Here is a 23,934-nt window from a genome sequence, read left to right on the forward strand (position 1 = left end):
AAAGGCCTTTCGGCCTTTGGTGGGGGAGCTTGAGAGGGGCAACGCCCCCTCAATCCTTCGCCACCTGCCGCGCCGTCGCCCAGCTCACCACCGAGACCAGCAGCGCCCCCAGCAGCGCCGGCCCGAACCCCGCCACCCGGAAGCCGGGCAGCAGCCAAGCCGTCAGGCCGAGCATCGCCGCATTCACCACCAGCAGGAACAGGCCGAAGGTCAGCAGGGTCAGCGGCAGGGTCAGCAGCACCGCCACCGGCCGCACCAGCGCATTCACCAGGCCGAAGACGAAGGCCGCCAGCAGCAGCGAGCCAAGGCCCCGCACCTCGATCCCCGGCACGATCTCGGCGGCGATCCAGAGGGCGAAGGCGGTGAGCAGCAGCCGGATCAGGAACCCCATAACCCTCTCGCCCTCGAACACTGCCGGCGGCATAGAGCAGCCGGCCGGCGGGGGAAATGCCCAAAGGCGTGACGTCATCGCCGCCAGGAGACCCGCCCCTGTCCGCCTCCCGCCGTGCCACCCTCGCCGGTTGCGCCGCCCTGGCGCTCTGGGCCTTCCTCGCCCCGCTCGCCCGGCTGGCCCAGCCCCTGCCGCCGCTGCTCATCACCGCGCTCGGCTTCGCCGCGGGCGGGCTGCTGGGGCTTGCCGTGGTCGCGGCGCGCGGGCGGCTGGGGGCGCTGCGCCAGGGTGGCCTCGCCTGGGCGCATGGCGTCGGCGGGCTGGCCGGGTTCCATGCCCTTTACTTCGCCGCTCTGGCCCTGGCGCCGCCGGTGGAGGCGAACTTGCTGAACTACCTCTGGCCGCTGCTCATCGTGCTGCTCTCGGCGCCGCTGCGCGGGCTGCCGCTCGGCAGGCAGCGGCTGGCGGGGGTGGCGCTGGGGGCGGCGGGGGCGGCCCTCCTGCTCGGCGGCGGCGCCAGCTTCCCGGTCTCGGCGCTGGCCGGCTTCGCCTGCGCGCTCGGGGCGGCCCTCACCTGGGCGCTCTATTCCGTCACCGCCGCCCGCTTCGCCGCGGTGCCGACCGAGGCGGTGGCCGGCTTCTGTCTGGCCTCCGCCGCCCTGGCCGGGCTCGGCCACTGGGCGCTGGAGCCGCCGGCCGAGCTGACGGCGCGGCATTGGCTGGCGGTGCTGCTGCTGGGCGCGGGGCCGATGGGGGCGGCCTTCTTCCTTTGGGATCTGGGCATGAAGCGGGGCGATCCGCGGCTGCTCGGCACGCTGGGCTATGCCACCCCGGTCGCCTCCACCCTGCTGCTGGCCGCGGTGGGGGAGGGGCGGCTGAGCGGACGGGTGCTGCTGGCGACCGCGCTGGTGGCCGGGGGCGGGCTGCTGGCGGCGCTGGCCGGCCGCCGTGAGGTCGCGAAGCTCTAAATTGACGCGCTCTTCGCAGTCGCGGTAGATTGTGGCGTGAAATGAGACGTCGTCGTAGGTTTCTGGAATAAGCCTGCACGACTTCGTGAACCTGCCCGGGAAAAGGGTCACCGCCCTGCCATCCTTCGCCCCTCTCGATCCTCCCCCGCCCGGGGAGGGGAGGTTCGACCTCCTCCTGCTGCCGGCGCTGCGGCTGCTGCTGCTGCGCTACCTGGGCGAGGTGCGGCTGGGCCAGGTGCTGGCGGGGCTGGGGGAGGCGCTGCGGAGCCGGCCGGAGGTCGCCGGTTGGAACACGGTCGCCGATCTGCGCCGCTTCACCGGCCATCTCGGGGTGGAAGGCATCAACGCCCTGGCCGCGCTGCGCCGGGAGGCCTGCCCGGAGCCGGCGCCCTCCCGCCAGGTGCTGTTGAGCCATGACCCCGGCATGGGCTTCGTCGCGACCTATCTGAACGCGATCCTGCCGGAGGTCCACCACAGCGTGGCCGCCGAGCCGGCGGCGGCCTGCCGCGGCCTGCTGCCGGAGGGGATGGCCCTGCCGGAGGAGGCGCTGGCCTTCCTCGGCCTGGCCCCCAGCCTCAATCCGGCTTGATCCCTGCCGCCTTCACCACCTCCGTCCAGGCGGCGATCTCCCGCGCCAGCCGCGCGGCGACGGCGGGGCCAGCGGCCGGGGTGACGAAGGTGCCGGCCTCCGCGGCACGGGACTGCACCTCGGGCATGGCCAGCACCGCCATCACCTCCCGCGCCAGCCGGTCCTGTACCGGTTGCGGCGTGCGCGCGGGGGCGTAGAGCGCGTACCAGACATTCACCGGCATGTCGGCGATGCCGACCTCCGCCAGCGAAGGCACCTCCGGCAGGGCCGGATGGCGCTGCTGGCCGGTGGTGGCGATGGCGCGCAGCCTGCCGTCGCGGACGAAGCCGATCACCGGCGGCGGGGAGTTCATGTAGAACTGCACCCGCCCGGCGATCAGGTCGCTGATCGTCTCCCCGGTGCCGCGATAGGGGACATGCACCAGGTCGATGCCGGTGCGGCGCTTCAGCAGCTCCGTCCCCAGATGGTGCAGGGAGCCATTGCCGGCCGAGGCGTAGTTGAGCTGGCCGGGCCGCTGCTTCGCATAGGCCACGAATTCCGGCAGGGTGCGGACCGGGAGGGAGGGATGCACCAGCATCACCTGCGGCGTGTCGGTCAGCAGGGCGATGGGGGCGAAATCCTTCTGCGGGTCGAGGTCCGCCACGCCCTCCACCGCCGGCCGGCCGGTCATGGTGCCGGAATAGCCGACCGTCAGCGTATGGCCGTCCGGCCGGGCGCGGGCGGTGGCGAGCAGGCCGATGCTGCCATTGCCGCCCGGCCGGTTCTCCACCACCACCGGCACGCCGAGGCGCTGGGCCAGCGGCTCGGCGATCAGCCGGGCGGAGAAATCCGTGCCACCCCCGGCGGGGGAGGCGACGAGGATGGTGACGGGGCGGTTCGGGAAGGCCTCCTGCGCCCGCGCCGGCAGGGCGGCGAGCAGGGCGGGGGCGGCGAGGATCGCGCGGCGGCGCATCACACGGGACCGGAAGCGGTGAAGCCGCCATCGACGATGATCTCGGTGCCCGTGACGTAGCGCGCCTCATCCGAGACCAGGTAGAGCACGGCATGGGCGATGTCCCAGGCGGTGCCCATATGGCCCATCGGCACGCTGGCATTGCGCTTGGCGATCAGCGCCTCCGCGTCATTGGCGCCGAGCTGGCGGACCAGGCGGTGCTCCACCAGCGGAGTGTGCATGAGCCCGGGCACCACCGTGTTGCAGCGGATGCCCTTCTTCGCATAGCCCATGGCGACCGACTTGCTGAAGCCGATGATGCCGGCCTTGCTGGCGGAATAGGCGACATGGACGCGGGCCGAGCCCATGCGCAGCCCGGCGACGGAGGAAAGGTTCACCACCGCGCCGGAGCCCTGCGCCTCCATCACCGGCAACACGTATTTGCAGCCGAGGAAGGCGGTCTTCAGGTTGAAGTCGATCTGCCGGTCCCACAGCTCCTCCGGCATGTCCGCCGGGCCGCCGGGGGCGGAGCCGCCGACATTGTTCACCAGGATATCGATGCGGCCGAAGCGCTGCAGGCAGGCGGCGACGGCTGCTTCCACCGCCGCGCTGTCCAGCATGTCGCAGACATGGGCGGTGGCGGTGTTGCCCTCCCCGGTGATGATGCCGAGGGTCTCCTCGACCGCCGCCGGCACGATGTCGATGGCGAAGACGCTGGCACCCTGGCGGGCGAGCAGCACGGCGGTGGCCTTGCCATTGCCCCAGCCGGGCCCGACGGAGCCGGCCCCGGTGACGATTGCGACCTTTCCGGCCAGGTTGAGCATGCGCTTCTCTCCCACTGCGATCCGGCTGCGCGGATATCCCCGAAGCCTAGCGGCTGGCGGCGGGAGGACAAGCCATGGGAGAGAAGGGCGATGTGCGCCATCCACCGGGGCGACCGGCGGCGGCGCAGCATCCCTCCTCGCCCTGGGGGCAGGGAGTGCCGCGCGCTATTCGGCCGCCACGTGCCGGAACATCGCCCGGCGCGCTTCCTCATCCATCTCGGTCTTGAAAGCGTGGCGGTCCTTCAGGGCATTGGCCCGCGCCGCCGCCGGCCGTGCATTGATGGCGGCGAAATGCCGCTGCACATGCGGCACCGCCGCCCAGCCCTCGGCGCCCAGCACAAAAGCCGCGGCGCGTTCCCAGCCCCAGGCCGCCATGTCCACGATGGAATAGCTGTCGCCCACCAGCCACTCCCGCGTCGCCAGCCGCTCGTTCAGGATGCCCCAGTGGCGCTTCGCCTCGTAATCGTAGCGCTTGATGGCGTAGGGCAGCTTCTCCGGTGCGTGGTTGGCGAAATGCACGCTCTGCCCGGAATAGGGCCCGATGCCGGAGGCGATGAAGAACAGCCAGGAAAGCGTCTCGCCGCGCAGCTCGGCGGGCGGCAGGAACTGGCCGGTCTTCTCCGCCAGGTAGAGCAGGATGGCGTTGCTGTCGAAGACCGGCTTGCCGTCATCGGTGATGGCCGGCGTCTTCGCATTCGGGTTGATGGCGAGGAATTCGGGAGTGTGCTGCTCGCCCTTGCGCGTGTCCACCGGCACCGCCTCGTAGGGCAGGCCGGCTTCCTCCAGGAAGAGCGCGACCTTCATCGGATTCGGCGCGGTGTGGTAATAGAATTTCAGCATGGTGGGGGTCCTCCGCCCCGCATGGGACGCCGATTGGTCCATCCCCGCAAGCGCCCCGCAGGCACGCGACGCCGGCGGCACCCGACATGACACGGCGGATAAGGAACGGTAAGGATGCCCGCCGGCAAGACGCACCCGTTCGACTGGTGACGCAAGGGAAAACGACCATGGGTATGCCAAGAAGAAGCCTGTTCCAGGCGGGTGCTGCAGCGATGGCCGCCGGCCTGCCCTGGGGCACGGCGCGGGCGCAAGCCGCCAACACCATCCGGATCGGCGTCCTCACCGACATGTCCGGGACCTATCGCGACGTCAACGGGCCGGTCTCGGTGGCCTGCGCCCGGCTTGCGGTGCAGGAATTCGCCGGCCGGGGCTTCGATGTCGAATTGCTCGTCGCCGACCACCAGAACCGGCCCGATGTCGCGCTGAACATCGCGCGGCAATGGTATGACCGGGACGGCGTGGATGCCGTGGTCGGCCTCGCCGCCTCCTCCGTCGCGCTGGCGGTGGCCGAGCTGACGCGGGAGAAGAACAAGGTCGCGCTCGCCACCTCGCCCGCCACCTCCGACCTGACCGGCAAGGCCTGCACGGCGAATACGCTGCAATGGGTGTACGACACCTACATGCTGGCCCAGTCCACCGGCGCGGCGACGGTGCGGGCGGGCGGCGACACCTGGTACTTCCTCACCGCCGACTATGCCTTCGGCCATTCGCTGGAACGCGACACGACCGCCTTCGTGCAGGCGGCTGGCGGCAAGGTGCTCGGCGCGGCGCGCACCCCCTTCCCCGGGACCACGGATTTCTCCTCCTTCCTGCTGCAGGCGCAGGCCAGCCGCGCCAAGGTCATCGGCCTCGCCAATGCCGGCACGGATACGGTGAACTGCATCAAGCAGGCGGCGGAATTCGGCATCACGCGCCGGGGCATCAAGCTCGCCTCCCTGCTGATGTTCCTGCCGGACGTGCATGCGCTGGGCCTGCAGACCGCGCAGGGGCTGGTCTGCACCGAGACCTTCTACTGGGACCTGAACGACCGCACCCGTGCCTTCTCCCAGCGGGTTCGGGCAAATGCCGGACAGGTGCCGATCTGCATGATCCAGGCCGGCGAGTACTCCGCCATCCTGCACTACCTCAAGGCGGCGGCGGATCTCGGGGTGCGGGCCGCCAAGGCCAGCGGCGCGGAGACCGTGGCCCGCATGAAGGCGATGCCCACGGATGACGACGCCTTCGGCCCCGGCAGCATCCGCGCCGATGGCCGGAAGCTGCATCCCGCCTATCTCTTCGAGGTGAAGAAGCCCGAGGAAAGCCGCGGGGCGTTCGACTACTACAAGCTGCTGCAGACCACGGACGCCGCCGCGGCGGCCCGGCCGCTGAACGAGGGCGGCTGCCCGCTGGTCCGGAGCTGACCCGGCGCACCGCGTCGGCAGGTGCGATCAGCGCCTGCTTGGCGCGGTGTCCCGCCTGCTGCTGCCGATGGCCGGGAGCAGGAATGCATCCGGCCAAGTGCCGCCGGCCAGGGGCAGGTCGGCGGCGCCTGGGCGGCCGATAGGACGGAGCCGGCAGCCCGCCTCAGCCCAGGGCCGGCGCCGCCGCCAGCCGGGACCAGCGCCGCAGCATCAGCGCCGCCACCACCGCCAGCCCCGCCGCCAGCCCCAGCCAGATGCCGAGCGGCCCGAACCCGCCCGGCAGCGCCAGCCCCAGCCCCACCGGCATGCCCAGCCCCCAATAGCCGAGCGCCGCCAGCAGCATCGGCACCCGCGTATCCTTCAGCCCGCGCAGCGCCCCGCCGGCCACGGCCTGGATGCCGTCGGCCAACTGGAACAGCCCCGCCACGGTCAGCAGCACGGCCCCCAGCGCCGCCGCCTCCGCCGCATCCGCCGCCCGCATGTCGAGGAAGGCGCGGGCGATCGCCGGCGCCAGCAGGATCAGCAGCAGCGCCATCGCCGCCATGAAGCCGGCGCCGAGCCCGACCGACACCCAGCCGGCCAGCCGCGCCCCCGCCGCCTCTCCCGCGCCGGCCAGGATGCCGACCCGCGCCGTCGCCGCCTGGCCGATGCCCATGGGCACCATGAAGGTGCAGGCCGCCACCTGCAGCGCGATGGCATGCGCCGCGACCGCCACCGCGCCGAACCAGCCCATGGCCAGCGCCGCGGCGGTGAAGACGCCGATCTCGAGCAGCATGGTGCCGCTGATCGGCAGGCCAACGCGCCAGACCTCCGCAATGCGCGCCGCATCCCAGCGCCAGAACCGCCCGAGCAGGCGGAAGCGGCCGAGCTGCCGGTCCCACGCCACCACCGCATAGAGGCCGCCGGCCAGGAAGAGATCGGCCAGCAGGCTCGCCAGCCCCGCCCCGGCGATGCCGAGCCCCTCCCAGCCGAAGCCGCCGAAGACCAGCAGCCGGCAGAGCAGCGCGTTCAGCCCCACCGCGATGCCGGTGATCCAGAGCGCGGGGCCCGGCCGCTCCATCGCCGCGGTGAAGCCGCGCAGCACGATGAACAGGGTGAAGGGCAACAGCCCCCACATCATGGCCCGGAGATACTCGCCGGCCAGCGCCGCCAGCCGCGCCTCCTGCCCCAGCAGCAGCAGGACCGCCTCCGCATGCCAGAGCACCAGAAGGGAGGGGATCAGCAATAGCAGGGAGGCGAGCAGCGAGGCCCTCGCGCCCCGCCGCATCTCCCGCACCCAGCCGCGCCCCGCCCCGCCCGGCCGCCGCCCCTGGCCGCGCGCCTGGGCGAGGATCGGCCCGGCGGCGAAGCCGGTGCCAAGCGCCGGGGCCATCAGCACCCAGTAGAGATTGGCGCCGAGCGTCGCTGCGGCCAGCGCTTCGGTCGAGTGCCAGCCGAGGATGACGGCGTTGGTCAGGGTCATCAGATGCTGGCTGAGATTGGTCAGCGCCAGCGGCCAGGCGAGGGCGAGCACGGCCATGGCCTCTCGCCAGGCCGCGCGATCATGGGGTTTCCTCATTGCGCGGCTTGTAGCCCGGAAGGCCCCCGGCGAAGCAAGCGCGCCCTGGACGGCCCTGCCATGCCGGCCACGCCCCGGCTTCCTGGGCCCGTCGCGAGGCTGCTAGCCTCCCGCCAAAGCCCCTGGAGAGACGCATGCAGCGCCGCACGATCCTTGCCGCCCCGCCCCTGATGGCCAGCGCCGCCATCCTGCCGGCCGCAGCCCAGACTGCCCCCTCGGCCGCCGCCCCGGTGCTGACCGAGGAGTTCATGGTGCCGTCCCGCGATGCCGGCATCGAGCTCTTCGTCCGCAACAAGCGGCCGGACGGGCTGGCGGCGCGGCCGGACCGCACACTGCTCTTCGTCCATGGCGCCACCTACCCGGCGCACTCCGCCTTCGACCTGCCGCTCGGCGGCCTGTCCTGGATGGACTACATCGCCGGCCGCGGCTTCGATGTGTGGTGCATGGACCTGCGCGGCTATGGCCGCAGCACAAGGCCGCCCGAGATGTCCCAGCCGCCGGAGGCCAACCAGCCCCTGGTGCGCGGCGAGGTCGCGGTGGCGGACATCGCCGCCGTCGCCGGTTTCATCCGGCAGCGCCGGTCGCTGCCGAAGATCGTCCATATGGGCTGGTCCTGGGGCACCAGCCTGATGGCGCGCTTCGCGGCGGACAACCCCACCCTGGTGGAGCGCCTGGTGCTCTACGCGCCGCAATGGCTGCGGGAGGGGCCGAGCCCCGCCGCCTCCGGCAATACCGGCGAACTCGGCGCCTATCGCTGGGTCACCCAGGCCCAGGCGCGGGAGCGCTGGCTGAACGGGGTGCCGGAGGCGAAGAAGGCGGCGCTGATCCCGCCCGGCTGGTTCGAGCACTGGGCCGGCCTCACCTGGGCCACCGATCCGGACGGGCTGCGCCGCAACCCGCCGGCGCTGCGGGCGCCGAATGGCGTGCTGCAGGACAGCCGGGAATTCTGGCAGGCCGGCAAGCCCTTCTACGATCCAGCGAAGATCGCCGCCCCCACCCTGCTGGTGGTGGCGGAATGGGACCGCGACACGCCGCCGGTGATGGCCAGCACCCTTTTCCCGCTGCTGACCTCCAGCCCCGGCAAGCGGCTGGTGATGCTGGGGGAGGGGACCCATACCATCATCATGGAGCGCAACCGCGGCGCCCTGTTCCAGGCCGTGCAGGTCTTCCTGGAGGAGGCGATTGGTTAATCCCATGAAGCCGCTGGGCGGCTTCATGGGGGCCCCGGAGGCGCTTCCTGCGGACAGGTCTCGCACAGCCTGAAGCGGCAAAACCGCTTCAGGACAACGGCCGGTCCGGTTTCGCGGGGCGGCCTGTCCTGGATTGAGCGGGGCGCGGAAGCAGCGCATCCTCTCCGGCAAACAACCCGGGAGGAAACCGCGCATGCAGCGCCGCGCCCTGTTGCTCGCCACGCCCTTGCTCGCCGCGCCGCTGCTGCGGCGGGCGGCCGCCCAGCCGCGCTGGGCGCCGGACCGGCCGGTGCGCATCATCGTCGCCTTCCCGCCGGGCGGCTCCACCGATGTCGTCTCCCGCCTCATCGCCTCGCCGCTGGGGGAGGCGCTGGGCCAGCCCGTGGTCATCGAGAATCGTGGCGGCGCCTCCGGCATGATCGGGACCGAGGTGGCGGCGCGGGCGGCGCCGGACGGCCATACCCTGCTGATGACGGCGAGCGGCCCGCAGGCGATCAACCCGAGCCTCTTCCCCTCCGTCCCCTATGAGCCCGTGCGCGGCTTCGCTCCCATCCTGCTGGTCGCCATCTACCCGCTGCTGATGGTGGCGCCGATGGACCGGGCGCCGCGCTCCGTCGCCGAATTCGTGGCCCAGGCCAAGGCGCAGGGCGGGCGGCTGAACTATTGCTCCATCGGCACCGGCCAGCCCTCCCACCTGGCGGGGGAGCTGTTCAAGTCCATGGCCGGCATCGAGATGACGCATGTCCCCTATCGCGGCAGCGGCCCGGCGGTGACGGCCGTGGTCGCCGGGGAATGCGACGTGCTGTTCGACAGCGCCCTCTCCTCCGGCCCACAGGTGCGCGGCGGGCGGCTGCGCGCGCTGGCGGTGACGACGAAGGAGCGCATCTCCTCCTGGCCCGATCTGCCAACCATCGCCGAGGCCGGGTTGCCGGGTTACGACGCCTATACCTGGAACGCGCTGATGGCGCCGGCCGGCACGCCGCCGGCGGCGATCGAGCGGCTGAACGCGGAGGTGGGGAAGATCCTCACCTCCCCCGCCTTCCGCAGCCAGCTCGAGGCGCAGGGCGCGGTCCCCGGCGGCGGCACCTCGGCGGAGATGGGCCGCTTCCTGGAAGCCGAGATCGCCAAATGGGCCGAGGTCATCCGCGCCGGCAATATCCGCCCCGACTGAGCCGGCGCGATCCCTGGCCCTGATGCCAGCGGCATCGGTCCCGACCGATGCCGAGGCTGCGGATGCTGCCCGCCGGCGGCCAAGGGCAGTTGATCGGTCACGATCACCTGCCGTCGGGATGAGGGGGCTGGCCGAACCGCCGTGCAGCAAGCCTCTCACCGGGGCCGGGGCAAAGCCCGGGACTTCCCGGCGCAGCCTATTTCGCCACATACCCTCCGTCGACGCACCAGCACTGGCCGGTGACGAAGCTGGCGCGGGTGGAGGCGAGGAAGAGGATCACCTCCGCGATCTCTTCCGGCTTGCCGTAGCGGCCCATCGGGATGTTGCCCACCATCTCCGCGAAGATCTTCGGATCGGCACGGCTCGCCGCGGTCAGCGGCGTCTCGGTCGGGCCGGGGCCCACGGCGTTCACCCGCACGCCGCGTGGGGCGTATTCCAGCGCTATGGAGGCGACGAGGCCGTTCAGCCCGAATTTGCTCGCCGCATAGGCCGCGCCGGCGCGGAAGCCGACCGTGCCGAGCTGCGAGGAGACGATCACCGCAGCCGGCAGGCTGGGCGAGGCCTCGAGCGCCGGCAGCACCTCCCGCAGCACGCGGAAGCCGCCGGTCAGGTTGATCTCCATCAGCCGATCCCAATCGGCGTCCGGCATTTCCGCGGCGGCGGTGCGGATCATGATGCCGGCGCTGTAGACCACCGCGTCCACGCCGCCCATGCCGGCGATCAGCCCGCCCAGTACCGGCGCCACCATCTCCCGCTCCCGCAGGTCCAGCTTCTGCACCGCGATGCCGGGATGCGCCGCCGTCAGCGCCGCCGCTTCCGCCTCGTCCAGCACGGAGACAGCGAGGGTTGCGCCGCGGGCGGCGGCGAGGGCAACGGTCGCCGCGCCGATGCCGGAGCCGCCCCCGACAATCAGGAGACGACGGTTGCGAAATTCCTGGCTCGCTACGCTCATTCGCTTGATTCCTGGCCTGAAACCTGACACCTGCACCGCTGGAGGACTACACCGGTGTCACACGAGAACCTGCTGGCCGCACCCCGGCCACGCGGCCGTCCGCGCCTGGAAGGCGCGGAGGACCGCGCCCTGGATGCCGTGATCGAGCTGCTGGAGATCGCGCCGGTCCAGGACATCACCATGGAACGGATCGCCGAGCGCGCCGGGCTTTCCAAGATCACGCTCTATCGGCGCTGGCCGTCGCGGCTGGCGCTGTTCATCGATGCCCTGCTGCGGCGCGTCGCCGAGACCCAGCCGCTGGATGAATCGCTGCCGCCCATCCTCGCCATCGCCAACAACCTGGCGACGTTCGGGCGGCGGCTGAACGGCATGAACGGCGCCCTGGCCCGCGCGGTGCTGGGCGAGAGCCTTGCGGACCCGGAGATGGCGCATATCCTGCGCGACCGCTACCTGGCGCATCGGCGGGATGCGGCGATCCGGCTGATTGGCCGTGGCCAGGCGGATGGCAGCTTCGCGGCGACGGGGGAGGCGGAGGAGCTGCACGACATGCTCTATGGCGCCCTCTGGTACCGGTTCCTGTTCGGCGTCGGCCGCTTCAGCGAGGCGGTGGCGCTGGACTTCATGGAGAAGGTGCTGCGGCCGAGGGCAGGCTGGCAGGAGAGCTGGACCGCGCCGGCTTAGCTCCCCGCGACGTCGCTCCGCGACGCCGCAGGGATGCGTGGAGGCTTTGCACAGGCTGAAGCGGCAGACCCGCCTCAGCGCAGCGGTTGCGCCGTGCGTGGCATGAGCCCATCGGCCGTCGTGACCCATCTGCCTCAACGCACCATGGTCACCGGGACGAAGTCCTGGAACCAGCTTTGCGCCTGGACGAAGCCGCGGACGTTGCGGGTCATCGCCCGGGCATTCAGGTCATGGACGATGAAGACCCACGGGGCGTCGTCCACGAAGACCTCATGCGCCGCACGCAGCGCCGCTTCCGCGGCCGCCGGGTCGCGCGCCAGCTCCATCCGTTCCAGCAGCGCGTTGTAGCGCGGGTCCATGTAGTGGGACCAGTTGACGCCGGCCGGGGCGGCGGAGGCGGCGGCGGTGTAGCGGACGATCTGCGCCGGGTCCGAGGTGGGCGGCGCGGTGTTCAGCGCGAGCGACCCGCGCAGCCCGGGGCTGTCCGGCGCCGAGCGCGTCTGGATCAGCACCGTGCCGAATTCCACCACCTCGAAGCTCACCTCCACGCCGCAGCTTTCCCGCATATTGGCCTGGAGGAACTCGTTCATCGGCAGCGGCAGCATCTGGCCGGAGCCGCTGGTGGAGATCAGCACCTTGAAGCGCAGCGGCTTCGCCGGCCCATAGCCGGCCTCCTTCAGCAGGGCGCGGCCCAGCGCCGGGTCATGCCGGTAGCGCTGCTGCGGGTTGCCGAAGATGTTGTCCGCGGTGCGGAAGATGCCGACGGCCGGCTCCGCCGTGCCGTTCAGCAGCGCCACCATGCCGTCCCGGTCCACGGAGTAATTCAGCGCCCGGCGCCCCCGCACATCGGTGAAGGGCGTGTTCGGCCCGGCCAGGCTCAGCAGCCAGCCCCAGGTATGCGGGTAGGGGTTGGTGACGATGTTGAAGCCGGCCTGGCGGAGGGAGGGGATGGAATCCGGCGGCGGCGCCTCGATCCAGTCCACTTGGCCGGAGCGGAGCGCATTCACCCGCGTCATCGGCTCCGGGATTGGGATCAGGGAGATGCGCTCGATCTTCGGCCGCCTGCCCTCGTCCCAGTAGTCTTGGTTGGGGACGATATCCGCCTGCACCCGCGGCGTGACGCGCGCCAGGCGGAAGGGCCCGGTGCCGGCCGGCATGGCCAGCGCCGCCTTCGCCCAGTCCCGCCCGCCCTTGTCGAAGGAGGCGGGCGAGGTGATGAGGATGTAGACCGCCATATAGGGGAAGTAGGAGGCCGGCCGCGTCGTGGTGATGGCAACGGTCCGGTCATCGATCTTGCGGTAGGAGGCGACCAGCGTCGCCCGGCTGCGCACCACGCCGCTGCCCGCCGCATCGAATTGCGGGCTGTCCTGCTTCCAGAAGCGGGCGAGGTTCCAGATCACCGCATTGGCGTTGAAGGGCGTGCCGTCATGGAATTTCACACCCTGACGGAGGTGGAAGATCCAGGTCTTCGGGTCCGCCGCATCCTGCTCCCAGCGCTCGGCCAGGCCGGGGCGGAGGCCGGCCCGGACGTCGGAGCGGGAGAGATCCCAGAGCGTCAGCGCCTCGAAGACCGGGTAGCCTAGGACGCGCGTGCCCTCGAAGCCGTTGTCCGGCATGCCGCTGGTGGTCGGCACGTCGGTGGCCGTCATGCCGATGCGGAGCGTCTGTGCGGCGGCAGCCTGCACCATGCAGACCAGCAGCGCGAAAGGTGCAAGAAGGCGCGCGAGGCGCCGCCCGGCCGCCCGTTGCCCTGCCGCAGCTTTGCCGCGGCAGGCTGTGCCGAAGCGTTGATCGGAGGGCGCCACGCGGGGCAGCCTCCGCGACGCCGCGAAGCGGTGTCGGAGGGAGCAAGTCATGCAGCGATCCCGGCCAGCGAGGTGTAGAGGCCGCAGGCGCGGCGATGCGCGGCCCTGGCCTCTGGCGTCAGCTCCTGCGTCAGCCGCGTCTCCCGCTCGAAATGCCCGTAGCGGTCCTCGCCGCGTACCAGGAGGGCGGATGGCCGCACATCGCCGGTCGGGCGGCAGCGCGTCGGGATGTAGCTGAGGGTAAGGCCGATGCGGCGGTCATCGCTGTCATTCGGGCCGGAGGCGTGCAGGGTATGGGTGTGGTGCAGCGACATCTCGCCCGCCTTCAGCGGCGCCAGCACCCCATCTTCCCAGGTCAGGCCCTCCACCGTCATGCCGCGGCGGATGATGTTCTCCTCGCCGGGCTTGTCGAAATGGCTGACGGTGCCGCGCTTGTGGCTGCCCGGCAGCATCCGCATGCAGCCGGACAGGGCGGAGGCGTCCGAGAGCGCCAGCCAGGCGGTCACCTGCTCCGGCGGGTCCAGCCGGAAATAGGCATCGTCCTGGTGCCATTCGGCATAGGTCGGGCGATGCGCCTCCTTGGTCTGCAGGGTGAAGTGGAAGAGCATGATGTCCGGGCCGATGACATCCTCCACCGCATCCAGCACCGCCGGGTGGTGCACCAGCGCATCCGCCCAGGCAAACAGCAGGTGGCATTTGGACTTTTCCGGGAAGGCCAGCGGCTTCCCCTTGATCGCCTCATAGGCCTCCAGCGCGGCCCGGTTCCGCTGCACCTCCTCGGGCGTCAGGATGGGGATGGGGGCGGTGAAGCCCTGCTCCCGGTATTCCGTGACCTGTGCCTCAGTCAGCTTCTTCGGCATGGCGAGGGTCTTTCTGATACTGATGAACCATTAGGCGGGGAGCGGCGGGTGCCTGTCAACGCGGCTGTTGCGGCACGGCAGGGACAGCCCGGCGTTGACAGGCCGGGGGATGCGGATTCAGGGTCGATTCCCCCAGGGAGTGCGCGCCATGGCCGGTTCCGACCAGACCAAGAAGAGCTTCAAGCTGCGCAGCCAGCGCTGGTTCGACGACCCGGAGGATCCGGGCATGACCGCGCTCTATGTCGAGCGCTTCCTCAATTTCGGCATGACGCGCGGGGAGCTGCAATCCGGCAAGCCGATCATCGGCATCGCCCAGACCGGCAGCGACATCGCCCCCTGCAACCGCCACCACCTCGCCCTGGCGGACCGCATCAAGGCCGGCATCCGCGATGCCGGCGGCATCCCGCTGGAATTCCCGATCCACCCGATCCAGGAGACAGGCAAGCGCCCGACCGCCGCGCTCGACCGCAACCTTGCCTATCTCTCCCTCGTCGAGGTGCTGCACGGCTACCCGATCGACGGCGTGGTGCTGACCACGGGCTGCGACAAGACCACCCCCGCCTGCCTGATGGGCGCGGCGACGGTGAACATCCCCGCCATCGTCTTCAGCGGCGGCCCGATGCTGGATGGGCATTACGGCGGCAGGCTCACCGGCAGCGGCACCATCGTCTGGGAAGCCCGGAAGATGCTGGCCGAGGGCAAGCTGGACTACAACGGCTTCATGGAGCTGGTGGCGAGCTCCTCCACCAGCGTCGGCCATTGCAACACCATGGGCACGGCGCTCTCCATGAACTCGCTCGCCGAGGCGCTCGGCATGTCGCTGCCCGGCTGCGCCGCCATCCCCGGCCCCTACCGGGAGCGCGGGCAGATGGCGCATGCGACGGGCATGCGCATCGTGCAGATGGTGCAGGAGAATCTCCGCCCCTCCGACATCATGACGCGCCAGGCCTTCGAGAACGCGATCGTCGCCGCCAGCGCGCTCGGCGCCTCCACCAACTGCCCGCCGCACATCATCGCCATCGCCCGCCATATGGGCGTGGAGCTGAAGATCGAGGATTGGGACCGCCTCGGCCATGACATCCCGCTGCTGGTGGATTGCCAGCCGGCCGGCCGCTTCCTGGGCGAGGCCTTCCACCGCGCCGGCGGCGTGCCGGCGGTGATGCGGGAGTTGCTGTTTGCCGGGAAGATCCATGGCGACGTCCTGACCGTGACGGGCCGGACCATGGCGGCGAATGTGGAGGCGCTGCCGGAGCCGGACCGCGAGGTGATCCGCGCCTATACGACGCCGCTGAGGGCGCATGCCGGCTTTGCCATCCTCTCCGGCAATATTTTCGATAGCGCCGTGATGAAGATCAGCGTCATCGATGAGAAGTTCCGCCAGCGCTTCCTGTCCAACCCGCCCGGCGTCTTCGAGGGCAAGGTGGTGGTCTTCGAGGGACCGGAGGATTACCACGACCGGATCGAGGACCCCTCCCTCGGCATCGATGAGCGCACGGTGCTGGTCATCCGCAACAGCGGCCCGGTCGGCTACCCCGGCAGCGCGGAGGTGGTGAACATGCAGCCCCCCGCCGCCCTCATCAAAGCCGGCATCGACAGCCTGCCCACCATGGGCGATGGGCGGCAGAGCGGCACCTCCGCCAGCCCCTCCATCCTCAACGTCTCGCCCGAAAGCGTGGTGGGCGGCGGGCTGGCGCTGCTGAAATCCGGCGACCCCATCCGCATCGACCTGAACACCCGCAAGGCGGATGTGCTGATCCCGGCAGAGGAGCTGGCGGCGCGGCGCGCGGCCTGGAAGAAGCCGGACCTGCCGAACAAGACGCCCTGGGAGGAGATCCAGCGCAGCATGGTCGGCCAGCTCGGCACGGGCGGTTGCCTGGAACCGGCGACGGCCTATCTCAACATCCTGGAGAAAAGGGGCGAGAGCCGCCACAACCATTGAGCGTGTGGCCGCTGCCCGGCGCCGGAGGCCGTGTGGCGGTTGCCATCGCGCCGCCATGCGAAGGGCGGCCACCCGCCGGCAGGGTAGCAGGTGGTCCCGCGGGGCAAGTGCGGCCTCGGCGCTGCATTTGCGCGCCGGATACCCCCCATTGATCTTTCGCATTTGTGCGGCGCGGCATCCCTCCCCATCTTGGCGGCCAAGCACCGGTCTTGGCCGGTTGAGATCTGGGAAGGGATATTCCATGCGACGGACTATGCTTGCCGCAGCGCTGCTGCTTGGCGCCATGCCTGCCTTTGCGCAATCCTCCGGTGATCCGCCGACCGACGCCGCGGCGCGGACGCTGGAGCAGAACCGGCGGGTGGTGCTGACGGTGCCGCAAGCTGCGCCCACGCGCCCGGCGGAGGCCCGTGCCCGCACCCCGGAGCCACGCAGCCTTCGCCTGACGGTGGAGGGGCGCGTCGCCTCCGCCCGCTGAGACGGGGCAGCGCGCCGAATTTGACGTCCCCCCCGCCGCCGTGATCATGGGCGGCAAGGACGGGACGGAGGCGCGGCCATGGCCGGCAGGCTGGCGGGGAAACGATGCTTCGTGACGGCGGCTGGCCAGGGCATCGGCCGGGCCAGCGCCATCGCCATGGCGGCCGAGGGCGGCCGCGTCGTTGCGACCGACCGCGATGCGGCGAAGCTCGCGGGGCTTGAGGCGCATGGCATCGAGGTGCGCGCGCTGGACGTGCTGGATGACGCGGCGGTGGCCGCCGCCATCGCAGCTGCCGGGCCGCTGGACGTGCTGTTCAACTGCGCCGGCTTCGTCCACCAGAACACCGTCGAGACCTGCACCGATGCGGAGTGGGACTTCGCCTTCGCGCTGAATGTCCGCAGCATGTGGCAGACCATCCGCGCCGCGCTGCCCGGCATGGCCGGCCGTGGCGGCGGCGCCATCGTCAACATGGCCTCCGCCTGTTCCAGCGTGAAGGGCGCGCCGAACCGCTTCCTCTACGGCACCACCAAGGCGGCGGTGATCGGGCTGACGAAATCCGTGGCGACGGAATACGTGACCCAGGGCATTCGCTGCAATTGCCTCTGCCCCGGCACGGTGGACACGCCTTCCCTCGGCGAGCGCATCGCCGCCAATGCCGCGGCGGCCGGCGGGCTGGAACAGGCGCGCGCCGCCTTCGTCGCCCGCCAGGCCATGGGGCGGCTGGCCACGGCGGAGGAAATGGCGGCGCTGGTCGTCTATCTTGCGGCGCCGGAGAGCACCTTCGTCACCGGCCAGGCCATCGTCATCGATGGCGGCTGGACGCTGTGATCTTCCCGCCCGCCTCGATGCGTTGCGCGGAGGCATCCTGTGACGCGTTCGACACCGTCGAAGGCGACCATTCACGAGAGCAATGGTCCGGGTCGCGCATCGAGGACTTCGCCGCGCGAAGCGCGGTGCGGCTTCGCCGCACCCTTGACGCGCAAACCGGACCAGGGCCTTGGCTTGCGGTACGCTCGGCGGTGTCGAGCGCCCGGGATGCGCGGCCGGGCGGCACGCCCAGGAAGGATGAGCGGGTGGCCATGCACTGCCCACACCAAAATGCAGGTCGGCCCGCACTGCGCGGCCGTGCAAACCAGGAGCAGGAGACCGAGAGATGAAGCTGTTGCGCTACGGCCCCGCGGGCCAGGAGAAGCCGGGCCTGCTCGATGCCGGCGGCACCATCCGCGATCTCTCCGGCGTGGTCTCCGACCTGGCCGGGGAGGCGCTCTCCCCGGCCGGGCTGGCGAAGCTCGCCGCGCTGGATCCGGGCTCGCTGCCCGCCATTTCCGGCACTCCGCGCCTCGGCCCGCCCGTCATCGGCATGAAGAACCTGGTCTGCATCGGCCTGAACTACGCCGACCACGCGGCGGAGACCGGCGCGCCGGTGCCGAAGGAGCCGATCGTCTTCCTGAAGTCGCTTGGCGCCCTGAGCGGGCCGAATGACGACGTCATCATTCCGAAGAACAGCGTGAAGACCGACTGGGAAGTCGAGCTCTGCATCATCATCGGCAGCAAGGCCAAATGCGTCTCCGAGGCGGAGGCGCTGGACCATGTGGCCGGCTATGCCGTGGGCAACGACGTCTCCGAGCGCGAATGGCAGATCGAGCGCGGCGGGTCCTGGGACAAGGGCAAGGGCTGCGACACCTTCGGCCCGGTCGGCCCCTGGCTGGTGACGAAGGACGAGGTGCCGGACCCGCAGAACCTCTCGATGTTCTGCGACGTGGATGGCCAGCGCATGCAGGACGGCTCCACCCGCACCATGATCTTCGGGGTGAAGACGCTGGTCGCCTACGTCTCGCACATGATCACGCTGCATCCGGGCGACGTGATCTTCACCGGCACGCCGCCCGGCGTCGGTCTGGGCAAGAAGCCGAACCCGGTCTTCCTGAAGGCCGGGCAGGCGATGAAGCTCGGCATCGAGGGGCTGGGCGAGCAGACCCAGCGGACGATCGCCTACGAGGGGTAGGGCCGCCACGCCCCGCCCTTCCCGCCGGCCGGAGGGAATGCCACGGCCGGCGGGAAGGGCTGTCGGCGCCGGGCACGGGCCTGGCCGGGAACGAACCGGCCGCGGTTCCTGCTGGTTACGCCGCCCGCCGCTCCGCTAGAGCAGATCGCCGTAGGGCGGCATCGCCCGAAGGCGTGAATCTGCTCTGCAAACAAAGGCGTAGAGCGTTTTCGGTGAACGCATGTGAACCGAAATGCTCTAGTCTCCGCGGCGGGAGGCCGTGCCATGTTCGATCTGCAGCGCTTCATCGAGGAATGCCGCGCCGCCCTCGCCGAAGGCGGCCAGCGCGCGGTGCGGGAGTTGACGGCGCGGGCGATGCGCGAGCCCGGCGCGGTGCTGTCGGGGCTCGGGGAGCCGAAGGTGGGCGGGCTGGTGCCGCTCCATCGCTCGCCGGAGCTGACGATCCTCAACGTCATCTGGGCGCCGCGGATGACGGTGATGCCGCACAACCACGGCATGTGGGCGGTGATCGGCGTCTATACCGGCGGCGAGGACAACATCTTCTGGCGCCGCCTGCCGGAGGGACGGGCCGGCCGCGTGGAGGCGGCCGGGGCGAAATCCCTGCGCGCCGGGGATTGCACGGCGCTGGGCCAGGACATCATCCACTCCGTCACCAACCCGCTGGGGCGGCTGACCGGGGCCATCCATGTCTATGGCGGCGATTTCTTCGCCGCCGAGCGCAGCGAATGGGAGCCGGAAACGCTGGAAGAGCGGCCCTATGATGTGGAGAAGGCGAAGCGGATGTTCGCGGTGGGTTAGTATCTGGCGCGGAAGGGCGGAATCCGTCCCTGGGCGGCTGCCACTTCCTCCAGCTTCGCCAGCAGAGCGCGCTTTTCCGGGGTGCGGCGACGGCCGCTATTGGCCAGCTCCGTTACCGCGGGCAGGCGAAAGCCCGCATCCAGCTTGCGCTGGATCTGCTCTCCCCGTTCCGCGAGGGTGATGCGGGTCACGACCAAAGGCTCTGCAGGAGGTCCATGCCATGGGCGCGGGCGGTTTCCTGCCGAAACGCCTGTCAAGGTAGTCATCGTCGAGGCTGGCAGCGAGGCCGTAGAGAGCGGCAGCCTGCGTCAGCAACTCACGGTCCCGCTCGCGGGAGGCCACCCATTGCCCGATCCGGTCGGCAATTAGCTCCTCGGTCGGCGCCATGCAGATTGTACCGTTCTCCAACTCCACCAGCCGCAGGCGGGACCGCTCAGCCTGGCCGTCGAAATAGGAACCGGAAACCATTTCTACGCCGATAGCGATGTCCGGATGGTAAAAGCCGTTGCGAAGACGGCCTCGGCGGTCCTCTCGCAGGAATCCCACCGCCAGCAGCGCCTCGGCAAAAGCCTCCTCGGCACTCGCCACGAAGTCGAAATCGCCGGAGGTGTCTGGCTGCCGGTATCGAACTCGACCACCGCCCCGCCGACCAGGATGGGGAGAGGATGGCCCTCCTGCTTCACCATGGTGCAGGCCTGGGCCAACAGGTTCAGCGCCGCGACGAATTCCGATCGGTAGGGCAGCGCATCACTCACATCGTCGCGCCCAACACCCAGGGCGCGAATTCCGCCGCGCCGAAATCGAAGCTCTCGCTCTTCGTCCGCTGGCCGCTCGCCGTGGCCAGCATCAGCCGGAAGATCCGCTCGCCCACCTGCTGCACGCTCTCCTCGCCGGTGAGGATGGTGCCGCAATTGACGTCCATGTCGTCCTCCATCCGCTGGTACATCGGCGTGTTGGTCGCCAGCTTGATGGAGGGCGTCGGCTTGCAGCCGAAGACGCTGCCACGGCCGGTGGTGAAGCAGAGCAGGTTGGCGCCGCCGGCCACCTGCCCCGTCGCCCCCACCGGGTCGTAGCCCGGCGTGTCCATGAAGACGAAGCCCTTCGCCGTCACCGGCTCGGCATAGCGCACCACATCCACCAGGTTGGTGGTGCCCGCCTTGGCCATGGCGCCGAGCGACTTTTCCAGGATGGTGGTCAGCCCGCCCGCCTTGTTGCCGGGGGAGGGGTTGGCGTTCATCTCGGCGCCCTCGCGCGCCGTGTACTCCTCCCACCAATGCATGATGTCGACCAGTTTCTGGCCGACCTCCCGGCTCACCGCGCGGCGCGTCAGCAGATGCTCCGCGCCGTAGGTCTCGGGGCTCTCGGAGAGGATCACCGTGCCGCCATGCCGCACCACGAGGTCGCTGGCAGCGCCCAGCGCCGGGTTGGCGGTGATGCCGGAATAGCCGTCCGAGCCGCCGCATTGCAACGCGACGCAAAGCTCGCTCGCCGGCACCGTCTCCCGTCGCACGCGGTTGGCCTCCTCCAGCACCTCCTTCACGAAGTCGATGCCCGCCTGCACCGTCTTTCGCGTGCCGCCCATCTCCTGGATGTACATGTTGCGCAACCGGCCGGAGAGGCGCTGCTCCTCCAGCAGCCCGCCGATCTGGTTCACCTCGCAGCCGAGGCCGATGGCGATGACATGGGAGAAATTGGCATGCCGCGCGAAGCCGCCGAGGGTCCGGCGCAGCAGGCGCAGCGGCTCGCCCTCCGTCATGCCGCAGCCGGTCTTGTGGGTCAGCGCCACCACGCCGTCCACATTCGGCCAGGCGGCCAGCGGATCCTCGCCGGTCAGTGGGTTGCGGCGGAAGGCCTGGGCGATCAGCTCCGCCACATGGGCGGAGCAGTTCACGCTGGTGACGATGCCGATGTAGTTGCGCGTCGCCACCCGGCCATCGGCGCGGCGCAGCCCAAGGAAGGTGGCGGGCACCGGCACGGGCTCGGTCGGCCTTGCATCGACGCCCCAGGCATAGTCGCGGGCGAAATCCCCCATGGCGAGGTTATGGGTGTGCACCCATTGCCCGGGCAGGATGGCCTCTGTCGCGAAGCCGATGATCTGGCCGTAGCGCCGGACCGGCTCCCCCTTCACATGCGGCACCACCGCCACCTTGTGCCCCGCCGGGATGCGCGCTGAGGTGGTGACGCCCGGCGCCACGCTCGTCCCCGGCGGCAGCACCTGGCGGGCGATGACGACGCCGTCTTCCGGGTGCAGGCGGATGATGGGGGGCTGGGTGATCGCGTCCATGGGGCTTCTCCCTGTGGCGGCGATCCTAGCAATGGCCCGCGGGGCTGTCGCCCTCACTGCCTGGCTGGCGCCGGCGGCATCAGGAAGGCGGTGTCAGACGGGCTTCAGATTGGCCGCGGCAGCCTTGCCGCGCTCCATCACCACCTCGTAGCTGACCTTCTGATTCTCCTGCAGCCCCTGCAGCCCGGCCTTCTGCACGGCGGTGATGTGCACGAACACATCCTTGCCGCCATCCTGCGGAACGATGAAGCCGAAGCCCTTGGTTGCGTTGAACCACTTCACGGTGCCGATCGCCATGCGATGCACCCTCCTTCGCAATGCGGGGGCGCCAATCGCCCCGCGGATAACCACCGGCGGGATCGGCTTGGTGGGCAACCGGGTGGTCCGGCAGGCACGGCAAGGCGGTCTTCGGTCGGCTGGCCGTGGCAGTGGACACAGATCTGCCGGTTGAAGTCAACGAAATCGCACACGCAAGACCGTGAGCGTCGCCCCGTCAAGACGCGGAAAGGTTGCAACATGCTCAAATTCGCCGTAGCGCGGACGGCGCATGAAAAAGGGCGGGGCCTTGCGGCCCCGCCCCCTTCCGTCCTGACCTGAGCGGTGGATCAGAAATCCATGCCGCCCATGCCGCCCATGTCGCCACCCGGCGCCGGCGGGGCCTTCTTTTCCGGCCGCTCCGCCACCATCGCCTCGGTGGTGATCAGCAGCGCGGCCACCGAAGCGGCGTCCTGCAGCGCGGTGCGCACGACCTTGGTCGGGTCGATGATGCCGGCCGAGACGAGGTCCTTGTACTCGTCCTTCTGGGCGTCGTAGCCGTAGGCGTAGGTGCTGTTGCGCAGCACTTCGCCGGCCACCACGGCGCCGTCCTTGCCGGCATTCGTGGCGATCTGCTTCGCCGGCGCCTGGATCGCCTTGCGGACGATCTCGATGCCGACCTGCTCGTCGTTGTTCAGGCCCTTGAGCGAGGCCAGGTTCTCGGAGGCGCGCAGCAGCGCCACGCCGCCGCCCGGCACGATGCCTTCCTGCACCGCGGCGCGGGTCGCATGCAGCGCGTCATCGACGCGGTCCTTGCGCTCCTTCACCTCGACCTCGGTGGAGCCGCCGACGCGGATCACGGCAACGCCGCCCGCCAGCTTCGCCAGCCGCTCCTGCAGCTTCTCGCGGTCGTAGTCCGAGGTGGTCTCCTCGATCTGCGCCTTGATCTGCTCGACGCGGCCGTTGATGGCCTCCTTGGAGCCGGCACCATCGACGATGGTGGTGTTCTCCTTCTCGATGCGGATCGTCTTGGCGCGGCCGAGCTGCGCCAGCGTCACGTTCTCGAGCTTGATGCCGAGGTCCTCGGAGATCACCTCGCCGCCGGTGAGGATCGCGATGTCCTCGAGCATCGCCTTGCGGCGATCGCCGAAGCCCGGAGCCTTCACCGCCGCGACCTTCAGGCCGCCGCGCAGCTTGTTGACCACCAGGGTGGCCAGCGCCTCGCCCTCGACATCCTCGGCGACGATCACCAGCGGCCGGCCGGACTGCACCACGGCTTCCAGCAGCGGCAGCATCGGCTGCAGGCCGGACAGCTTCTTCTCGTGGATCAGGATGTAGGGGTTCTCGAGCTCGGCGATCATCTTCTCCGCATTCGTGATGAAGTACGGGGAGACATAGCCGCGGTCGAACTGCATGCCCTCGACGACGTCGAGCTCGGTCTGGATGCTCTTCGCTTCCTCGACCGTGATCACGCCCTCGTTGCCGACCTTCTCCATGGCCTTGGCGATCATCTCGCCGATCTCGGTCTCGCCATTGGCGGAGAGGGTGCCGACCTGGGCCACCTCGGCGGAGGTGGTGATCTTCTTGGTCTTGCTCTCGAGCTCGGCGACCACCTGGGCGACGGCCTTGTCGATGCCGCGCTTCAGGTCCATCGGGTTCATGCCGGCGGCCACGGCCTTCGCGCCCTCGCGGACGATGGCCTGGGCCAGCACGGTCGCGGTGGTGGTGCCGTCACCGGCCAGGTCGTTGGTCTTCGAGGCCACTTCGCGCACCATCTGGGCGCCCATGTTCTCGAACTTGTCGGCCAGCTCGATCTCCTTGGCGACGGTCACGCCGTCCTTGGTGATCCGCGGCGCGCCGAAGCTCTTGTCGAGCACGACGTTGCGGCCCTTCGGGCCGAGCGTCACCTTCACCGCATCGGCGAGGATGTCGACGCCACGCAGCATCCGCTCGCGGGCGCCGGCGCCGAACTTCACGTCCTTGGCAGCCATGTGTGTCTTCCTTCGTTGGGGACGAGC

The 23,934-nt window shown here is 70.4% G+C and carries 24 protein-coding genes; 11 read left to right on the forward strand and 13 right to left on the reverse strand.

All coding sequences use genetic code 11. The features are described from left to right. Positions 1-49: 49 nt before the first annotated feature. On the reverse strand, positions 50-391 hold the full coding sequence (locus tag NJ376_RS15440; protein WP_252954180.1) for a phage holin family protein: 342 nt from the start codon (positions 389-391) through the stop codon (positions 50-52). A 68-nt stretch (positions 392-459) separates the two neighbouring features. On the opposite strand from NJ376_RS15440, the gene NJ376_RS15445 reads away from it, so the two are divergent. Both NJ376_RS15445 and NJ376_RS15450 read left to right on the forward strand, forming a co-directional pair. Continuing rightward, positions 460-1,359, forward strand: coding sequence for a DMT family transporter (locus NJ376_RS15445; protein ID WP_252954181.1), 900 nt, complete (start codon positions 460-462; stop codon positions 1,357-1,359). An 85-nt stretch (positions 1,360-1,444) separates the two neighbouring features. After that, on the forward strand, positions 1,445-1,948 hold the full coding sequence (locus tag NJ376_RS15450; RefSeq protein WP_252954182.1) for a hypothetical protein: 504 nt from the start codon (positions 1,445-1,447) through the stop codon (positions 1,946-1,948). Here the strand turns inward: NJ376_RS15450 and NJ376_RS15455 are convergent. From NJ376_RS15455 to NJ376_RS15465, 3 genes are all read right to left on the reverse strand, one after another. After that, entirely contained in the window at positions 1,935-2,900 is a 966-nt protein-coding gene (locus tag NJ376_RS15455; RefSeq protein ID WP_252954183.1) for a Bug family tripartite tricarboxylate transporter substrate binding protein, read from the reverse strand. The two genes, NJ376_RS15450 and NJ376_RS15455, sit on opposite strands and share 14 nt — an antisense overlap. After that, a complete protein-coding gene (locus NJ376_RS15460; protein WP_252954184.1) occupies positions 2,900-3,703 on the reverse strand; it encodes an SDR family NAD(P)-dependent oxidoreductase in 804 nt (267 codons plus the stop codon). Before NJ376_RS15460 ends, NJ376_RS15455 begins: the two co-directional genes overlap by 1 nt. A gap of 165 nt (positions 3,704-3,868) precedes the next feature. Then, positions 3,869-4,543 (reverse strand): glutathione S-transferase family protein, encoded by a 675-nt coding sequence (locus NJ376_RS15465; protein WP_252954185.1) that lies wholly within the window; start codon positions 4,541-4,543, stop codon positions 3,869-3,871. A 212-nt stretch (positions 4,544-4,755) separates the two neighbouring features. Here NJ376_RS15465 and NJ376_RS15470 point away from each other — a divergent pair, with 212 nt between their 5' ends. Continuing rightward, a complete protein-coding gene (locus NJ376_RS15470) occupies positions 4,756-5,943 on the forward strand; it encodes an ABC transporter substrate-binding protein (protein ID WP_252954186.1) in 1,188 nt (395 codons plus the stop codon). 163 nt (positions 5,944-6,106) lie between these two features. On the opposite strand, the gene NJ376_RS15475 is transcribed toward NJ376_RS15470, so the two are convergent. Further along, the gene (locus NJ376_RS15475; protein WP_305879986.1) at positions 6,107-7,462 is read right to left on the reverse strand and encodes an MATE family efflux transporter; all 1,356 of its coding nucleotides are present in this window, start codon (positions 7,460-7,462) and stop codon (positions 6,107-6,109) included. A 173-nt stretch (positions 7,463-7,635) separates the two neighbouring features. On the opposite strand from NJ376_RS15475, the gene NJ376_RS15480 reads away from it, so the two are divergent. Both NJ376_RS15480 and NJ376_RS15485 read left to right on the forward strand, forming a co-directional pair. Next, positions 7,636-8,691, forward strand: coding sequence for an alpha/beta hydrolase (locus tag NJ376_RS15480; RefSeq protein WP_252954187.1), 1,056 nt, complete (start codon positions 7,636-7,638; stop codon positions 8,689-8,691). A gap of 193 nt (positions 8,692-8,884) precedes the next feature. Continuing rightward, complete coding sequence (locus NJ376_RS15485) at positions 8,885-9,862, forward strand: tripartite tricarboxylate transporter substrate binding protein (RefSeq protein ID WP_252954188.1); 978 nt, start codon at positions 8,885-8,887, stop codon at positions 9,860-9,862. 196 nt (positions 9,863-10,058) lie between these two features. Here the strand turns inward: NJ376_RS15485 and NJ376_RS15490 are convergent, their stop codons facing one another. Then, positions 10,059-10,814 (reverse strand): SDR family NAD(P)-dependent oxidoreductase, encoded by a 756-nt coding sequence (locus NJ376_RS15490; RefSeq protein ID WP_252954189.1) that lies wholly within the window; start codon positions 10,812-10,814, stop codon positions 10,059-10,061. A 54-nt stretch (positions 10,815-10,868) separates the two neighbouring features. Between NJ376_RS15490 and NJ376_RS15495 the strand changes: the two genes are divergently transcribed. Beyond that, positions 10,869-11,495: a TetR/AcrR family transcriptional regulator gene (locus NJ376_RS15495; protein ID WP_252954190.1), complete on the forward strand. Its 627-nt coding sequence runs from the start codon at positions 10,869-10,871 to the stop codon at positions 11,493-11,495. 134 nt (positions 11,496-11,629) lie between these two features. On the opposite strand, the gene NJ376_RS15500 is transcribed toward NJ376_RS15495, so the two are convergent. Both NJ376_RS15500 and NJ376_RS15505 read right to left on the reverse strand, forming a co-directional pair. Beyond that, complete coding sequence (locus tag NJ376_RS15500; RefSeq protein ID WP_252954191.1) at positions 11,630-13,183, reverse strand: ABC transporter substrate-binding protein; 1,554 nt, start codon at positions 13,181-13,183, stop codon at positions 11,630-11,632. A 164-nt stretch (positions 13,184-13,347) separates the two neighbouring features. After that, complete coding sequence (locus NJ376_RS15505) at positions 13,348-14,160, reverse strand: phytanoyl-CoA dioxygenase family protein (RefSeq protein ID WP_252954192.1); 813 nt, start codon at positions 14,158-14,160, stop codon at positions 13,348-13,350. 148 nt (positions 14,161-14,308) lie between these two features. Here NJ376_RS15505 and NJ376_RS15510 point away from each other — a divergent pair, with 148 nt between their 5' ends. From NJ376_RS15510 to NJ376_RS15530, 5 genes are all read left to right on the forward strand, one after another. Then, complete coding sequence (locus NJ376_RS15510) at positions 14,309-16,099, forward strand: IlvD/Edd family dehydratase (protein WP_252954193.1); 1,791 nt, start codon at positions 14,309-14,311, stop codon at positions 16,097-16,099. A 241-nt stretch (positions 16,100-16,340) separates the two neighbouring features. Beyond that, the gene (locus NJ376_RS15515) at positions 16,341-16,574 is read left to right on the forward strand and encodes a hypothetical protein (RefSeq protein ID WP_252954194.1); all 234 of its coding nucleotides are present in this window, start codon (positions 16,341-16,343) and stop codon (positions 16,572-16,574) included. Positions 16,575-16,652: 78 nt separating this feature from the next. Continuing rightward, positions 16,653-17,402: an SDR family oxidoreductase gene (locus tag NJ376_RS15520; protein WP_252954195.1), complete on the forward strand. Its 750-nt coding sequence runs from the start codon at positions 16,653-16,655 to the stop codon at positions 17,400-17,402. A gap of 325 nt (positions 17,403-17,727) precedes the next feature. Further along, positions 17,728-18,579: a fumarylacetoacetate hydrolase family protein gene (locus tag NJ376_RS15525; protein WP_252954196.1), complete on the forward strand. Its 852-nt coding sequence runs from the start codon at positions 17,728-17,730 to the stop codon at positions 18,577-18,579. Between the two features lie 264 nt (positions 18,580-18,843). Continuing rightward, positions 18,844-19,377, forward strand: coding sequence for a hypothetical protein (locus tag NJ376_RS15530; protein ID WP_252954197.1), 534 nt, complete (start codon positions 18,844-18,846; stop codon positions 19,375-19,377). Here NJ376_RS15530 and NJ376_RS15535 read toward each other — a convergent pair. From NJ376_RS15535 to groL, 5 genes are all read right to left on the reverse strand, one after another. Then, positions 19,374-19,568 (reverse strand): hypothetical protein, encoded by a 195-nt coding sequence (locus tag NJ376_RS15535; protein ID WP_252954198.1) that lies wholly within the window; start codon positions 19,566-19,568, stop codon positions 19,374-19,376. The two genes, NJ376_RS15530 and NJ376_RS15535, sit on opposite strands and share 4 nt — an antisense overlap. Before the next feature lie 279 nt (positions 19,569-19,847). After that, positions 19,848-20,132, reverse strand: a complete 285-nt coding sequence (locus tag NJ376_RS15540) for a hypothetical protein (RefSeq protein ID WP_252954199.1) — start codon at positions 20,130-20,132, stop codon at positions 19,848-19,850. Beyond that, positions 20,129-21,661, reverse strand: a complete 1,533-nt coding sequence (locus NJ376_RS15545; protein WP_252954200.1) for a UxaA family hydrolase — start codon at positions 21,659-21,661, stop codon at positions 20,129-20,131. The genes NJ376_RS15540 and NJ376_RS15545 overlap by 4 nt, the downstream gene beginning before the upstream one ends. 93 nt (positions 21,662-21,754) lie before the next feature. Beyond that, positions 21,755-21,958 carry a cold-shock protein gene (locus NJ376_RS15550; protein WP_252954201.1) on the reverse strand — a complete coding sequence of 68 codons (204 nt, stop codon included), beginning with the start codon at positions 21,956-21,958 and terminating at the stop codon, positions 21,755-21,757. A 308-nt stretch (positions 21,959-22,266) separates the two neighbouring features. Further along, positions 22,267-23,907 (reverse strand): chaperonin GroEL, encoded by a 1,641-nt coding sequence (gene groL, locus NJ376_RS15555; RefSeq protein WP_252954202.1) that lies wholly within the window; start codon positions 23,905-23,907, stop codon positions 22,267-22,269. Between the last annotated feature and the right edge of the window lie 27 nt (positions 23,908-23,934).

The sequence above is a fragment of the Siccirubricoccus soli genome (assembly GCF_024178315.1).
GTDB lineage: Bacteria > Pseudomonadota > Alphaproteobacteria > Acetobacterales > Acetobacteraceae > Siccirubricoccus > Siccirubricoccus soli.